13 protein-coding genes are annotated in these 15893 nt (G+C 52.4%); 7 read left to right on the forward strand and 6 right to left on the reverse strand.

Annotated elements, in window-relative coordinates; translation table 11 throughout:
• The first annotated feature begins 20 nt into the window (after window positions 1-20).
• Together DFER_RS20530 and DFER_RS20535 are read left to right on the forward strand one after the other, a co-directional pair.
• Entirely contained in the window at window positions 21-686 is a 666-nt protein-coding gene (locus DFER_RS20530; protein WP_015813572.1) for a bifunctional 4-hydroxy-2-oxoglutarate aldolase/2-dehydro-3-deoxy-phosphogluconate aldolase, read from the forward strand.
• A 170-nt stretch (window positions 687-856) separates the two neighbouring features.
• Window positions 857-1576 (forward strand): DUF3784 domain-containing protein, encoded by a 720-nt coding sequence (locus DFER_RS20535; protein ID WP_015813573.1) that lies wholly within the window; start codon window positions 857-859, stop codon window positions 1574-1576.
• Here the strand turns inward: DFER_RS20535 and DFER_RS20540 are convergent.
• From DFER_RS20540 to DFER_RS20565, 6 genes are all read right to left on the reverse strand, one after another.
• Window positions 1554-3044: a tagaturonate reductase gene (locus tag DFER_RS20540; RefSeq protein WP_015813574.1), complete on the reverse strand. Its 1491-nt coding sequence runs from the start codon at window positions 3042-3044 to the stop codon at window positions 1554-1556. The genes DFER_RS20535 and DFER_RS20540 overlap by 23 nt on opposite strands.
• A 105-nt stretch (window positions 3045-3149) precedes the next feature.
• The gene (gene lon, locus DFER_RS20545; RefSeq protein WP_015813575.1) at window positions 3150-5627 is read right to left on the reverse strand and encodes an endopeptidase La; all 2478 of its coding nucleotides are present in this window, start codon (window positions 5625-5627) and stop codon (window positions 3150-3152) included.
• Window positions 5628-5802: 175 nt separating this feature from the next.
• Complete coding sequence (locus tag DFER_RS20550; protein WP_015813576.1) at window positions 5803-6417, reverse strand: DUF6702 family protein; 615 nt, start codon at window positions 6415-6417, stop codon at window positions 5803-5805.
• Window positions 6399-7715 (reverse strand): RIP metalloprotease RseP, encoded by a 1317-nt coding sequence (gene rseP, locus DFER_RS20555; protein WP_015813577.1) that lies wholly within the window; start codon window positions 7713-7715, stop codon window positions 6399-6401. Before rseP ends, DFER_RS20550 begins: the two co-directional genes overlap by 19 nt.
• Window positions 7716-7866: 151 nt before the next feature.
• On the reverse strand, window positions 7867-9699 hold the full coding sequence (locus DFER_RS20560; RefSeq protein ID WP_015813578.1) for a MutS-related protein: 1833 nt from the start codon (window positions 9697-9699) through the stop codon (window positions 7867-7869).
• Window positions 9686-11530: an ABC transporter ATP-binding protein gene (locus DFER_RS20565; protein ID WP_015813579.1), complete on the reverse strand. Its 1845-nt coding sequence runs from the start codon at window positions 11528-11530 to the stop codon at window positions 9686-9688. The genes DFER_RS20560 and DFER_RS20565 overlap by 14 nt, the downstream gene beginning before the upstream one ends.
• Window positions 11531-11798: 268 nt before the next feature.
• Here DFER_RS20565 and DFER_RS20570 point away from each other — a divergent pair, with 268 nt between their 5' ends.
• Genes DFER_RS20570 through DFER_RS20590 form a run of 5 tightly spaced genes read left to right on the forward strand, consistent with a single transcriptional unit; the run spans window position 11799 to window position 15868 of the window.
• Window positions 11799-12368, forward strand: coding sequence for an RNA polymerase sigma factor (locus tag DFER_RS20570; protein WP_015813580.1), 570 nt, complete (start codon window positions 11799-11801; stop codon window positions 12366-12368).
• Complete coding sequence (locus tag DFER_RS20575; RefSeq protein ID WP_015813581.1) at window positions 12349-13836, forward strand: hypothetical protein; 1488 nt, start codon at window positions 12349-12351, stop codon at window positions 13834-13836. Before DFER_RS20570 ends, DFER_RS20575 begins: the two co-directional genes overlap by 20 nt.
• A 55-nt stretch (window positions 13837-13891) precedes the next feature.
• Window positions 13892-14395 (forward strand): QcrA and Rieske domain-containing protein, encoded by a 504-nt coding sequence (locus DFER_RS20580; RefSeq protein ID WP_015813582.1) that lies wholly within the window; start codon window positions 13892-13894, stop codon window positions 14393-14395.
• A gap of 12 nt (window positions 14396-14407) precedes the next feature.
• Window positions 14408-15295: a DUF5777 family beta-barrel protein gene (locus DFER_RS20585; RefSeq protein ID WP_015813583.1), complete on the forward strand. Its 888-nt coding sequence runs from the start codon at window positions 14408-14410 to the stop codon at window positions 15293-15295.
• 12 nt (window positions 15296-15307) lie between these two features.
• Window positions 15308-15868 carry a YceI family protein gene (locus tag DFER_RS20590; protein WP_015813584.1) on the forward strand — a complete coding sequence of 187 codons (561 nt, stop codon included), beginning with the start codon at window positions 15308-15310 and terminating at the stop codon, window positions 15866-15868.
• Window positions 15869-15893 lie beyond the last annotated feature (25 nt).

The following is a 15893-nucleotide window of genomic DNA, read 5'->3' on the forward strand; positions in this document are numbered from 1 at the left end:
CAGCCATCGGGCATTTTATTATGGATAAGGAAACAACATTGATATTACTGAACGAAGTCGGCGTGCTGCCGCTGTTCTATCATGCCGACATTGAAATCGCGAAAGAGGTGATCAATGCGGCGTACCGCGGGGGTGCACGCGCATTCGAATTCACCAACCGCGGCGACAATGCTTATAATGTATTTACGGAGCTTCTGGCTTATGTAAAGGAAAGCCTGCCGGGTCTTTCGATGGGTATCGGCACCATTTATGATGCGGAAACCGCACAAAAATTCATCGATGCCGGCACGGATTTCATCGTAACGCCCTGCCTCAACCCGGCCGTAGGCGCAGCTTGTTTGAAAGCCGGTATCCCCTGGATTCCTGGCGTTTCGACCTTAACTGAGATTTACAATGCGCAGCAAGCCGGTGCGGAAGTGGTAAAGCTTTTCCCGGGCGAAGTGGTGGGCTCCAAGTTTGTAAGGGCCATTCGCGGGCCAATGCCGAACGTTAAAATTATGGTAACCGGCGGCGTGCAGCCCACGCGGGAGAGCATTAACGAATGGTTTGACGCAGGCGCTTATGCCGTGGGGCTAGGCTCGAACCTGTTCCCGAAAGAAGCGATCTCGGAAGGCAATTATGCCTGGATCGAACAGAAAGTAGCAGAAAGTATCGCGCTCGTGAAGGAGTTCCGCGCGAACGGCTGATTAATATTCCAAAATATCGCTCAGGCGCGTGGAGAAGCCGACCAGCACTTCACCGCCTGAAAGCGTTTCTTCAAAATGCATTGCAAGCGGAGGCTTTACCAAAATGAATGCCAATTGACTTTCTCCTGCATAATTTTGTAACTTAAAAGGCAATTAGCCGTGACAAGATTATGCTGATAGCTACCCTGATTTTCTCGACGATATCATTTTTACTGGCATTTGTTGTGACGCCCGGCAATGCGCGTTACCTGCTTTCGGGATACAACATGATGTCCGAGGCCGACCGTGCCAAGTTCGACATTGAGGCTTACCTCAAATTTTTCAGCCGTTTTCACATATTTCTCGCCATCAGCCTGATCACCGGCGTGCTGGTGCTGAATGTTTTCAGCCCCAATTGGGCCACCGTTTTCCTGATCATGTACCCGCTGCTCAGCTATGGCTATATGATGGCCATGGGCAACCGGTTTTATACCGGCACCAGCGGGCAACGGGCAGGGACTTACGTGGGCATGGCGATTTTGTTGGTGGTGAGCGTGGGCGTAGGCTTCATGCTCTTTTCTGAAATGCGCGACAGTCAGATATTCCTGACCGATAATGCGCTGGAAATCAGAGGCGCGTCGGGCATGAAGATCCCCCGCAAGGAGGTAACATTCTTCACCATTACCGACAGCCTCCCAAGCATTTCAAGCAGGGCCAATGGATTTTCGGGGGGTAATTTTTCGAAAGGTTCCTTCAAAACCGACGACGGCCGTGTGGTGAAGTTGTATATCAATAAAAAATCCCACCCTTACTTGCTGATCAAGACAAACGAGGATGAGATTTATTTCAGTTCCGATGAGATTTCGGCGCTGGCGCTGCTGAATCAGCTTAAATCGTGGAAGTCCCTGTAACGACGGGCTCCGTCATGTGGCCTTTTACAGCTTCGGCAAAACCCGGCAGAAGGGTTAGGTCGGTATCCCAAAGCGATACGTCGCTCAGCACCTGTTGCGCCAGGTCGACCGGAGAGGCTGCATTTTTCCACTTCTCATCAAAATAGGCCGCGGAATCGCACCGGATTGAATACGGCTGGCCGTCGCGCTCGCCGTAATATCCGCCGTCTTTATGCACAACAGGCTTCATAAACCGCAGGAATGCAGCAAAGCCTTTGGCGAATAAAGCCGGCACTTCTTCCGATTGCTGATAATGGTTCAAAAGCGTCGGAATGTTGCGCATTTTCATTTTGGCCGTGTATTGCACCGTAATGTCAATCAGCTGATGGCGGATGAACGGGTTGCGGAAGCGGTCGAGCACCTGGCGACCAAATTCCTGTGCTTGTGCCGGATCGACTTTATAAGGAATGGCTGGCGCCAGCTCATTCAGCATTACCCGTTCGATAAATTGTGCAGTTTCTGCATTTTCCATCGCTTCACGCACCGTGTCCAGTCCGTGCAGGTAGGCAAGGCCGGAAGCCAATGTGTGCGTTCCATTCAGGAGCCTTAGTTTCAATTCCCGGAAAAGATCAATGTTAGGTTCGATCACCACACCCTTGTCGGCCTGTGCGAAGCTGAGGACGTCGCGCACGTGCTGGCCGCCTTCGATGGCCCAAAGGCGGTACACTTCGGAAACGATCAGCAAATCGTCGCGGAAACCTTGTTTTTGAGAAAGTGCTTCAATGGTTTCGGCATCCGGTTTGCCGGGCACAATGCGGTCCACAAGCGAGCTGCAAAAATGGTTGTCGTTTTCCAGCCAACTGATAAAACCTTCGTCCGGATTGTGGCGGCGGGCCTGTTCGAGTACGATCGCTTTCAGCTTCGGGCCGTTGCCCACGATCAGCTCGGTAGGCACAATCACCATCCCCGATTCGGCTGAGCCATTGAATGCCCGATAACGTTCGAGCAAGTAGGCCGTCAGTTTACCGGGAAACGACACCGGCGGATTGGCGGAAATATCGTCGTCGGTAAGTTGTATTCCAACTTCCGTCGTATTTGAAATCACAATGTTAATCTCCTGATTGCGTGCGCATTCCAGAATAGCGGTCCAATCGCTGGCTGCTGCCAATGTGCGGCTGATGCTGGTGTTGATCACCGCGTCGTCGACCTGATTTCCGTCTTCGATGCCGCGGATGCTGTGCGAAAAAATGTTGCTCTGCTCGGAAAACGCATCCGTTCCCCCCGTACTGGTGGATTTGACGACCACGATCCGCCCGTTGAAAATGCCCTGTGCGTTGGCTTTGTTCACAAAGTAGTCGGGCAAGCCGCGCAAAAGTACGCCTGTGCCGAACTGGATGATTTTTTCGGGCAATGCAAGAAGTCTCCGGTGATCGGGTAGGAGCTCGGGCTGCTGGTCGAGCAATTGGGGGGAAAGCTGCGGTAACGACATTTTCAGGTAGATAAAAGGTTTGACAGTATGACGGCATTTGGAAAGTATAACCCCTAAACAAAAAGAGGCGCCTTTCGGGCACCTCTTCGCTGTATTTCAATGAATCTATGCGGTCATTGTGACAAACCCGCTTTCCTCTTTTTCCTTCTTCTCATCGGGGAAAACGAAGTTCATCGGGTTGTTCACTTTCTCGGGAAGCAATGCGATACCCAGCACCTCGTCGATCTGATCCACGTAATGGAAGCTCAGGTCTTTGACGTAGTTGGCCGGTACTTCTTCCACGTCCTTGCGGTTTTTAACACAAAGAATGATCTCCTTCACACCCGCGCGCCGCGCTGCGAGAATTTTTTCCTTCACGCCGCCTACCGGAAGCACTTTTCCGCGCAGGGTAATCTCACCCGTCATGGCAATGAAAGGTTTCACCCGGCGCTGTGTAAATATCGAGGCCATGGAAGTGACCATCGTTACGCCCGCGCTCGGGCCATCTTTGGGCACCGCGCCCGCAGGCACGTGCACGTGCAGGTCGTAATGGTTGAAAATCCGGTAGTCGATGCCGAGCCGTTCCGCGTTGGCTTTGAGGTACGACAATGCAGCCACGGCCGATTCTTTCATCACGTCGCCTAGCTGGCCGGATAACGTCAGTCCACCTTTGCCGCGGCTCAGGCTGGTTTCGATGAACAATATTTCACCGCCTACCGAGGTCCATGCGAGGCCGGTAACAACGCCTGCGAAGTCGTTGTCCTGGTACAAATCCTTATCAAAAATCTCTGCGCCAAGGTATTTTTCGACTTGTTCGGCTTTGATGGTTTTGGGATAATCCTGCTCCATTGCTACCGATTTCGCGATCTTGCGCACCACCGTCCCCACTTTCTGTTCAAGGTTGCGCACGCCCGATTCGCGGGTGTAGCCTTCGATCACTTTCAGCAATGCGGCGTCGTCTACCTTCACGTCGGTTGCTTTCAGGCCATGGTCTTTGCGTTGCTTCGGAACGAGGTAACGTTTCGCGATCTGCAATTTTTCTTCGATCGTGTAGCCGGTCATCTCGATGATCTCCATCCGGTCGCGCAATGCGGGGTGGATGGTGTCGAGCGAGTTGGCGGTAGCTACGAAAAGTACTTTCGAAAGGTCGTATTCTACTTCGAGGTAATTATCTGTAAACGAAGAGTTTTGCTCGGGGTCGAGTACTTCCAGCAAAGCTGACGAAGGATCGCCGCGGTAGTCGGAGCTTACCTTATCAATTTCATCCAGGATGAACACCGGGTTGGCAGAACCTGCTTTTTTGATGTTCTGAATGATTTTTCCGGGCATCGCGCCAATATAAGTCTTGCGGTGGCCGCGGATTTCGGCTTCGTCGTGCACGCCGCCCAGCGCCATGCGAATGTATTCGCGGTTAAGCGCCTTTGCAATGGACTTCCCGAGCGAAGTTTTACCCACCCCCGGAGGGCCGTAGAGGCAGAGGATCGGCGCTTTGAGGTTACCTTTCAGTTTGAGCACCGCGAGGTATTCGATAATGCGCTCCTTCACCTTTTCGAGGCCGAAATGGTCGGTGTCGAGTATTTTCTGCGCTCTTACGAGGTCGAAATTGTCTTTGGTATATTGTCCCCACGGCAGGTCCACGAGCGTTTCCAGGTAATTCATCGTTACCGGGTATTCAGGCGCCATCGGGTTAATGCGTTGCAGTTTGCTAAGTTCTTTGTCGAAATGCGCCTTCACCGCGTCCGTCCATTTTTTCTGGCTGGCTTTGAGGCGTATTTCGTCCAGGTCGCGCTCGGGGCTGTCCATGCCCAGCTCATCGTGCAGCACCTTGATCTGCTGGCGCAGGAAATAGTCGCGCTGTTGCTGGTCGATGTCCGAGCTGGCTTTGGTCTGGATTTCCCGTTTTAGTTCGAGCATTTCGATTTCCCGCATCATGTATTGCAGCAAAAGCGTGGCTTGCTTATGGCCATTGCGCTCTTCAAGCAGCTTTTGCTTGTCGGCTACTTCTACATTGATGTTCGACGACAGGAAATGGATCAGGAATATCGGACTTTCAATGTTATCGAGGGCAATGCGCGCTTCCTGCGGGATCTCCGGGTTCAGGCGCATGATCTTGTGCGCGCCGTCACGAAGCGATTGCAGCAGTGCTTTCGCTTCTTTTTTGGTAGGCCCCACAAATGAATCCTCGATCGCCCGCACCTCGGCAGTAAGGTAAGGCTCTTCGTTCACAATCGACTTGATCTCGAAGCGCTGCCGGCCTTGAACGATGATGGTTACATTGCCATCCGGCAGGGTAATCATTTTCAGGATCTGGGCAACGGTACCGATGTTGTAAAGGTCCTCGGCCGTAGGGTCTTCCTTGTTGGGGATCGCCTGGGTGACGGCACCGAGAATACGCTGATTGATGTCGGAATTACGGTATATCTTTTTAACAAGCCGGATGGCTTTCTGGCGCACTACGGTTACCGGAATAACCATTCCGGGAAAAAGTACTGTTTGCCTGATAGGAAGTATCGCTAATTCATTGGGAAGTTCAAAAGGCTCGTCGGAGCCATCGGGGCCGCCAAGTGGAACGATTTCGAGGCTATCCATGTCCGAGTCGGACATTAGCAGCCGGCTATATAGATCAGAAGGTTCAAATTTCATAGGCATTCTGTCAAATTGACAGATAATCATTTCCCAATATATAAATAATGACTTTCAAAAGAAAGGCATTATAAAAACAAAATAGCCGTGCCACTACACATTATGTCATGCATTTTTATGAGCGGTCACAAACTAGTTATAGCAGGTGAGAGGTCTGTCCTTTTTTAAATAAAAACGTCTTTTTTTCGGACTGGAATCTGACATTCGTCATATTGACTTGATCGTCAAAAACTTCCATGAGCGTAACATTCGAAAGCCTGCAACCGTTCAAAGGGCCCTGGAAAGGGATTTCAAGGTACACCCATGTTGCATCCGCTTCCTGTTCTTTGCCGATGTATTTGATAGTCATATTTTTTTTCTGACTATCTGTCAAAACAAATGATTTACGAATGTATTCTTCAACGAAGCGGTCATTCTGATCATTGTCTTTAATTATAAATCGCTGTTTGGAATGGCTTTGCGACAATGCTTTTTCCAGGTCATCGGTAAATATCCGGATACTTACTTCAAAAGACCGGGCCACGGCATTGTACTGCATTTGCGTCACGGAAACATGGTAGTCGTGTTTCGGTTTGAATGACGTCAGCAGGAGTAGGGAGGAGAGGAGGAAGGGGAATAGAGGGAGGAAGGGGAATAATGGGAGGAAAGGGAATAAAGGGAGGATGGAGGAAGGGGAAGAAGGACAAAAATCCCTTTCCTCCCTTTCCTCCATTCTCCCTTTCCTCCCTTTCCCTAAAATACCGCTTTCCATACGTCGTTGAAGATCGCGAACGCCATCAGGCCGAGCAGGAGTACCATGCCCACTTTTTGTGCGTTTTCGAGGAAACGGTCGGACGGCTTGCGGCCGGAGATGATTTCGTAGGATAGGATTACCGCGTGGCCGCCGTCCAGCGCAGGGATCGGCAGGGCGTTCATGAATGCGAGTACCATTGAGAGAAGGCCGGTGAGTGACCAGAAACGGCCCCAATCCCACACGCCGCCGAACATCCGGGCAATGCCGATCGGCCCGCTCAGCGCTTTGGAAGCGGAAACTTCACCGCGGAAAATTTTACCGAAACCTTTGATATTATTATACACCACGCCAAAGGCATTCTCCGTGCCAATAGCCACGGCCTCGCCAAACGAATAATTCACGGTGGTGAAGTTCAGCAGCGTTTCGGGATAGAACCCTAGCGTGCCCTCTTCGCTTACAGTCGCATTCAATGTTTTCTGTCCTTCGCCGCGTTGTACGACCAGCGTGGTTGCCTTGCCTGCCAGCGTTTCTAGCTGCGCCTGCAATTCGTGGAAGAACCGGATAGGCGCTCCGTTGATGGACACTACTTTGTCGCCAGGTTCCAGGCCTGCTTTTTCTGCCGGCATTCCGGGAATCAGCTCGCCGATCTTGAATGGTTCGAGCGGGAGGATAAAGTTGCGTTTCTCGTCGGGGTCCGAAAGTTTTTCGATGAAATTATTCGGAATGTCGATCTGGATCTCCTGGCCGTTGCGAAGCACGGTGTAGGAGCTGTTGCTGCCCAGGAACACCTCCGAGCTCACCAGGTCGCTGTAATCGGAGAAGGGCTTGCCGTTCACGCGGATCACTTTATCGCCGGTTTTAAGCCCAATTTCCTGAGCGAGTTCGCCCGCCACGATGCCGTACTTATTCACTTCATTGATCGAAAGGAACTTCCTGCCGTCGTGGTAAGCAATGGCAATGAATATGATAATCCCCACGATTACGTTTACGATGATCCCGCCGAGCATGACAATCAGCCTTTGCCAGGCTGGTTTCGAGCGGAATTCCCACGGCTGCGGTTCCTGGCTCATGCTTTCGGTGTCCATCGACTCGTCGATCATCCCGGAAATTTTTACAAACCCGCCCAGCGGTATCGCGCCTATGCCGTACTCTGTTTCGCCTTTCTGGAAACTGAAAATTTTAGGAGGAAAGCCTATAAAGTATTTTTCAACCCTCATTCCGAACATTTTTGCGGCGGCCATGTGCCCCCACTCATGCAACCCCACCAGGATCGACAGGCCCAGGATAAGCTGCCCTGCCATGATCAATATTTCCAATGCTTTCTGTAATTCCATTCAGGTTTTGTAATCGCTACGGGTTAATTGTACAAGAATTAAAAAGTTCGACCTCCGCTGCCGGATCAGTATTTTAAACGTAAATGTAAACAGTAAAGTTACGCAAATCCTCGTATAACCGTACAAATGACCGTCATGAGTGTACAAGTGGAGATTCGTCCGGGCCGATCGCAATGCCCATCATGCGCATCAGCTCCGAGGCATTGAAGCTCCGGCAGATGCCGTCGTGCAGGCGGTAGTCGAAATGCAGCTGGCCATTCTCTACATCCGACCGGAAATGGAAGTTGTGAATGTACGTTTCCGTCGCGCCCCATTCGCCGAGTTCGAGGTCGTGGGTGGACACCATGCCCGATGCTTTTTTCGTGTGCAGCTGCCGGATCAGCGCTTCGGCGCCGCGGTGGCGGTCGGCCGAGTTGGTCCCTTTCAGTATTTCATCAAGTAGATAAAAAACCGGCGCATTGGCCTGCTCGTCGGCCAGTTCGAGGAGTTTTCGGAGCCTTTTCAATTCGGCGTAAAAAGAGGACGTGCTTTCTTCGAGCGAATCCTGCGTGCGCATGCTGCTGAACACCCGCACGGGCGAGCACGCGAGTGCGCCCGCGCTCACTACCGCCCCCATTTGCGCCAGCACGAGGTTGAGGCCGATCGTGCGCAGAAATGTACTTTTGCCCGACATGTTGGAACCCGTCACAAGAATCGTCTTGCCCGTGCCCTGCATCGCAAAATCGTTACTGATTCGCTTTGCTCCCGGAATAAGCGGATGGCCTAAATCGGCTGCGCTGATCGTTACTTCGGCAGTGTCACTCACTTGCGGCACAATGTAATGCGGGTTGGCGAATGCGTGGCCAGCCACACTGTTCATCGCCTCGGTATCGGCCAGTACATCGAGCCAGTGATTGAGGTGGCTGTGGTGTTCGGCCTTCCAGGCTTCCAGGCCGGCCAGGCAATGCATATCCCAAAGCGTGGGAATGCCCACAAAAATGGCGAAATAGGGATTGTTGCGGTAATCGAGCTTTTCGAACAGGTTCCCCACCTTCGCGAGCGCTGCCGACGAGCCGGTAATCCGCGCCTTCCGCGACTGCCACCACGCCGATTGGTAAGGCGCATCTTCCGCTTTTTTCAGCAATTCGGAATAGGCCGTGAGCGTCTGGCCCATGGAGGTCGTCCGGTTGGCGAGCACCTTGACGAACTCCGTGTAGCGCCCCAGGATAAAAAGGTGGACGGCCAAGCTGGCAAACACCGCGTAGCCCGGCACAATGCCCGCAAAATACAGCACCATAATCGCCAGCGTAACCAGCGGGAACCACCGCCATTTCAGCGCGGCCTGCAAAGGTGCCGGAAACATTTCGACCACCCACGTTTGGAATTCGCCCACGTGGCTCGCGGCGTGTTCGTGCAGCAGGGCGGTAGCTTCCCATTGCTGCATCAGTCCGGGATGGCGGCTGAAATCCGTTGCCGCGGCCTGCCGGAGCGCTATTTCCGGGGGGGTAGCGGGATTTTTAAGCCAGTTGGCCAGCCGGCGGCTTCCTTCGGCGGTGCGGGTACGGTTGAGGAGTTTGAACAGGGAATATTCTCCGAAAATATCGAGATCGTCGGCATAGTGGTGGTCCTTTTCGCGGAAGCCGGCGCCGGTATCGGGCCGTTTGAAGCGGAAATCGAGGCGTGCGAGCTCGTCGTCGTTAATGGTGACCAGGTTTCGCTGGAAGTTGCGGCCGATGCGCGCCTGCTGCTGTTTGCCCATCAAAACCAGGAAGATTACCAGCAAAACCAGTATTCCGATGCCCCAGTACGCGACGCCTGTTTTGTTCCACACCACAGCCAGCAGCACCATGCCCGCGAATGTGGCCAGGCGGAGCAATGCAATGCGTTTGAACCGCTCGTTCGCAGCCTGCTCGGCCGTTGTTGCTTTTTCTTTCTCGGCCTGGAAGAACTGCCGGGACGCGGAGGAGGTGATTTCAGTATTTTTCAATGGCTGTTTCAAATTGTAGTTTGATAAGATTGGCATACACGCCGTCGGGGATCGTGCTCAATGCCTGGTGCGTGCCCGACTCGGCAATGCGGCCGTCGCGCAGCACGTAAATCATGTCCACCTTGCGAATGGTGGCGAGCCGGTGTGCGATCACGATCGTGGTCCGGTTTTGCATTAATTCGTCCAGCGCGATCTGTACCAGCTTCTCCGACTCGGCGTCGAGCGAGCTCGTGGCTTCGTCGAGGATAAGGATTTTGGGATCTTTCAAAATGGCCCGCGCGATGGCAATGCGCTGCCGCTGGCCTCCGGAGAGCTTGATTCCCCGTTCGCCGACGATGGTTTCGAAACCTTCGGGAAACGATTCGATGAATTCCAGGGCATGCGCACGGCGGGCAGCGTCGATAATGGCCTCGCGTGAGGCCGACGGCTTTCCGTAAGCGATATTTTCATAAATCGTCCCGCCGAACAGCATCACTTCCTGCGGCACGATGGCGATGTTTTTGCGTAGTTCCGAAATACCATAATCCCGCACCGGCTTGCCGTCCACCAGGATTTCGCCCGATTGATAATTGTAAAAACGCATCAGAAGCTGCACGATGGTCGATTTACCCGCGCCGCTGTATCCCACCAAAGCGATTTTCTCTCCCGCCCGGATGTCCAGCGACACGCCTTTCAACACGGGCAGGTCCGCGCGCGATGGGTAGGCGAAATGCACGTCCTGATAGGTAACCCGGCCTTCGATATCGCCCGCGACGGCATTCCTGGCAGCTTCGACCGAGACCTCAGCCGTTTCACCCAAAATTTCAAAAATCCGCTCCGAGGCACCTACCGTCCGGTTGATTTGCGCATACAAATCGCCCATTCCGCTAATCGACGCGCCGATAAAAGTGGTGTAGAGAATAAATGTGAACAAGTCAGAAAGCCCGAATTCTCCCGCCTGCACCAGCGCCGCGCCATACCAGATCACGCCCACAATGCCGCCGAACATCGCAAAAATGATAAACGAAGCGAACCCGCCCCGAAAGCGGGCGGCAAACAGCATAAGGTTCACCACACGGTCCAGGATGGTGCGGTAGCGATGGATTTCGAGCGGCTCATTGGTAAATGCCTTCACCACATGCACCGATTGCAAGGTTTCTTCCACCACCACATTCGCCGCTGCGAGCTGATCCTGCGCCTTGCGGGAGAGCCTGCGCGTGTGACGGCCGAAAAAAACCGAAGCAACGCCAAGCACCGGCACCGTGGCGAGCATGAAGAGCGTGAGTTTCCAGGAAGTATAAAACAAAATGGACATACCGACGATCAATGTCGCCGCCTGCCGGAATAACTCGGCCAGTGTGAATGACAGCAGGCCCTGCAATTGCGAAACATCGGAAGTGATGCGGCTCGTAAGCTCGCCCACGCGCCGCTCTTCGAGATATGGAACAGGTAATGTGATAATCTTACTGAAAACATCCAGCCGGATATTGTTCACCGCCCTTTCGCTCACCTGGGAAAACAGGTAGATCCGGAAATATGAAAACACCGCCTGCCCGAGTAGGACCACAAACAAAAGCAGGGTGATCTGATTAATCGAAAACTGCGATTTGCCTTCGATTACCTCGATAATGCTGCCCACGAGCTTCGGAAATGCGAGCGAGGTGCCGGTCGATAATGCAAGGAACAGCATTCCCGCGGCAAATGTCATGCGGTACGGCCTGAGGTAACGCAGCAGATGAAGCGTGATTTTCAGTCCTTCCCATTTGATTTTTCTTACTGCGAATGGCGATTGCAAGTCGTTCCGGGGCAAATCTTTGCCGGACAGCCCTTTCCCATTTTCTTCTTTGGCCATTTGATCTGTGTAAAAGCGCGGGACAATCGTCAGCCCGCATCTTTGTATATAATTATTGAATGCTTGCCTGCAAAAATAAGCAATTATTCAAATGTCATCCGGCTGGGGCAAGGCATCAAGTTTACGTGCGATTTTGGCTAAAAATTGCTATTTTTTGAATGAACGGACGATGGGTCCTTTTGCCGGTGCGAAAATGTTGTAAAAAACTTGGGTTTCCCAGGCAACCCTGCTTTTCAATTCTACGTATAGGTTCAAAAAAGCAAATAGCATGCCCGAGTATAACTCCGCCGTTCTTCAAGAACTACTCGACGGCTGTTTACAAAAAAACCGCCGCAGTCAGGAGCTGTTATACAAGCAGTTCTACGGCTATGCTATGAGCATTTGCTTACGCTATACACGCAGCCGGGAAGAGGCGAAAGAAATACTCAACGATGGATTTTTGAAGGTTTTCACGAAGCTGGACAGTTTCGATGCAAGCCGGCCATTTAAAACCTGGTTGAGCAGAATCATGATTAACACAGCCCTCGATCATTACAGACAGGAAGTTCGCAGAGATGTTTTTGACGACGTGGAGGTGGCGGAACAGGTGTCCGTCGACGAAACGGTTATCAGCAAGCTTTCCCACGAAGAGCTGGTCGGATTGATCCAGCGCCTGACGCCCGCATACCGGCTGGTTTTCAGCTTGTCGGTCATTGATGGCTATACACACGAAGAGATTGCAGAACAACTGAATATTTCGGTTGGGGCGTCAAAGTCGAATTTGTCGCGTGCAAGGGAAAAGTTGAGAGAAATGTTATCCAAGATTAGTATTGACGACTATGATAGAGTTGCCAGATGACGAACTGGACAAGCTCTTCAGAAAGTCATCCGAAGAGCTTGATCCGACATACGAACCCGATGACTGGAACGACCTGCGCAAGCGCCTCGACCAGCAGGATGGGAAAACTCCGGCCGGATGGTGGCGGAAATGGTGGCCGCTGGGCGTGCTGGCGTTGTTGGTGCCGATTGGATTGATATTGTACCCGTGGGTAGGGGAGGATGGAGGAACGGTAGAGCGGAGGAAGGAGAAGTCAGAGGTCAATGGGTCAGGTGTTATTGCTGAGGGGGATGGAGCTGAGAACGGTGCCGTTGATAGCGGCGTGAAAGAGGATGAAGGTCTAAAAGCCGCCGTAACCGTGGAAAATGGTGATGGAATTGTGGATAACGGGATTTCGGGTGTTGATAATGAAACAAAATCCGGCGCTGAAAACAGTGTTGTTGATCGTAACGGAAAAGCTATTGGAAATAAATTGAAAACCAGTGTCAATCAATCTGGTAAATCTTCCTCAACGTCAGAATTGAATGCTGCTGTTGGTAACAATGGCAGAAAACCATTGCCCCGGAGCCGATCTAAGGCAGGCGGAGTGTTCTTAGAGCCTAACCGCTCAAAAGTGGAAGGAGGCGACGGGGCTCTTTCTTTTGAAAACAATACAAATGCGGTCGGCAGCGAAACGTACCTGCCGCAGCAAACGGGCCAGCCGATAGCCACGGGCGAAGCGGAGTCAAAAGCCGAAGAACCAGGTCGTACAGCGGTTTTTGCATCTGCATTAAGCAGTAAAGGGTTGAGATGGAGTGCATTAGCGCTGCCCGGGATTTCGGAGCCGGTGTATGAGCTGCCCGGGCCGTCTGCCCCGCCGAAGCCATCCTCACTTTCTGCGGACGATCAGCCGCTGGGCGCGGTACGATTTGGTTACTCGCCCGATCTGAGCACGGTAGGGTTGAAGGATTTTACAAAACCGGGAACGTCGGTTTCGCTGCTGGTGGAATATTCGGTGTTGCCTAAGCTGTATTTGCAAAGCGGGATGGTGTGGAGTAGGAAGGATTATTATGCCCCGGCAGAGGCTTACCAGTTGCCGAAACACGGCTACTATCCTCCATTGGCACTGAGCGGTATCGACGGCGTGTGCAAAGTGCTGGAAATACCATTGAATGTGCGGTTCGATATTGCCTCGGGCGAACGGTCACGCTGGTTCGCGACAGGCGGGTTCTCGTCGTACCACATGAATAGTGAAAAATACAAATACCATTACATCGATCCGAAGGACCCTAATGCGCAAACACGGAAAGGATGGAACGGAAATACCGGCTGGTACCTGCTTAGTCATGCCAATGTTTCGGCCGGTTATGAATATCGGATTTCGCGTAAACTCTCCCTCCTTGCGGAGCCTTCGATCCGGATGCCGCTCAAACGTGTCGGATACGGAAAAGTGAATCTCATTACGACAGGCCTCTGGCTATCGGTGCGCTACACCCCTGTTTTCAAGTGAGCACTATGCCCACATTAGCATTGAATCGTATCTACTAATTTATTCATTATTCACTATGAACTCAATTGAAAAAGGAAGCATGAAAAGAGGCGAATTCCTGCGCAGCCTTGGGCTCAGCACCTCAACGTTAATGGCATTCTACTGCCTCGGCACCACTATGACGGCCTGCGGGTCCAGCGACGACGATCCGAACCCGAACCCCGACCCGGGGACAGGCACCGGCATCTCGGGAACAACCACCGGCTCGAACATCAATTTTACCGTGGATCTGACCAATTCGAACACTTCGAAGCTGAAAACCAATGGCAATTCTATCATTACCGGCGATGTGCTGGTAGCCAAAACCACCGCCGGCAGCTATGTGGCGTTGAGCAAGATTTGTACCCACGAGGGAAATCCGGTTGCATACAGGACGACATCCAATGATATTTTCTGTCAAAGCCACGGCTCGACATTCACCACGGCCGGTGCCGTAACGAACGGTCCGGCTACCGCTGCATTGAAAACGTATACTGTGACCGTTTCTTCCGACGGCAACACTTTAACCGTGAAAGCTTAACCTGCACCGACCATGAAAGTACTCCGCCTACTCGTGATGTTGATGGGTTCATCAACAGTTTTATATGCACAGGACGACTTGCTGAACGAACTTTCCAAACAGGACAGCGCGCAAACGGTGCCGGTTACCGCCACTTTCAAATCGACGCGCGTGGTGAATGGGCAGTCCGTGGAAACGATGAAAAAGAAGCACCTCGATTTCCGCATTTCGCACCGTTTCGGGAAGCTTAATTCGGGCGCCTACCAGTTTTTCGGGCTCGACCAGGCGACGATGCGGCTCGGTTTCGAATACGGGCTGACGGACGATCTGATGATCGGAGTGGGGCGCAGCACGTCGCAGAAGGTGTATGATTTTTTTGGTAAATATAAACTACTGAAACAGAGCACCGGCGCACGCATTATGCCGGTTTCGGTGACGCTGTTTGGCGGCACGGGCGTGGCTACGGTGGATAAGGAGCGGGAGTTTCAGGATAAGCTTTATTACACGGCCCAGGTGCTGGTAGCGCGCAAGTTTGGCGAAAGATTGTCGCTCCAACTGTCGCCAACCTACTTGTACCGCACCATGCCGGACGTGACCGGCGATGAAAAAGTAGTACTTGCCGTGGGCATCGGCGGGAGGTTTAAGCTGTCGAAACGCGTGTCTTTGAACGGGGAGTACTTTTACACCGCCCGCGAGAAGAACACGGTCACGGCCCCTTACCACGATTCCATGTCATTCGGCGTCGATATTGAGACGGGCGGGCACGTTTTTCAGCTGCATTTTACCAATTCCCTGGGCATGATCGAGAAGCAATTCATCGGTGAAACCGCCGGCAGCTGGGGCAAAGGGGATATCCATTACGGGTTCAACATTTCCCGGACTTTCAGTTTCGACAAGAAGAATAAGAGACAGCCAAACTGATCCATTACCATCATGAAAACGCACTTTTTCCGCGTGGCCTGCCTGGCCATGTTCAGTACCGCTTTGCTCTCTGAAAATGCATTCGCCCAAATGTTTTCAACCTCCGGCGGCAATACGAAGTTTTCGGCATCGACGCCTTTGGAAAACATCGAGGCAGAAAACAAAAAATCGCAAGTGATCCTGAATACGGCGAACAGCGAAATCGCGATCCGGATGAACATGCGCGACTTCGTTTTCCCGAACAAGCTCATGCAGGAGCATTTCAATGAGAATTACATCGAATCGGAGAAATACCCGACGGCCACGTTTTCGGGCAAAGTCGATAAGGCGCCGGATTATGCCAAAGACGGCGATTACGACGTGTCAGCCACCGGGAAGTTCACGGTTCACGGCGTGACCAGGGAGCGGACGATCAAAGGGAAGATGAAAGTGGAGGGAGGTAAAATCACGATCAGTTCCGACTTCGAGGTGGCGCTGGTGGACCATAAAATCGAAGTACCAAAAGTGGTTTTCGTGAAAATCGCGCAGATCATCAAAGTGAAGGCGCAGTATGTGCTGTCGCCAAAAAAATGATAAAGACCTGGCAAGGTTTTCCGTG

It is taken from the genome of Dyadobacter fermentans DSM 18053 (assembly GCF_000023125.1).
Classification (GTDB): Bacteria; Bacteroidota; Bacteroidia; order Cytophagales; family Spirosomataceae; genus Dyadobacter; species Dyadobacter fermentans.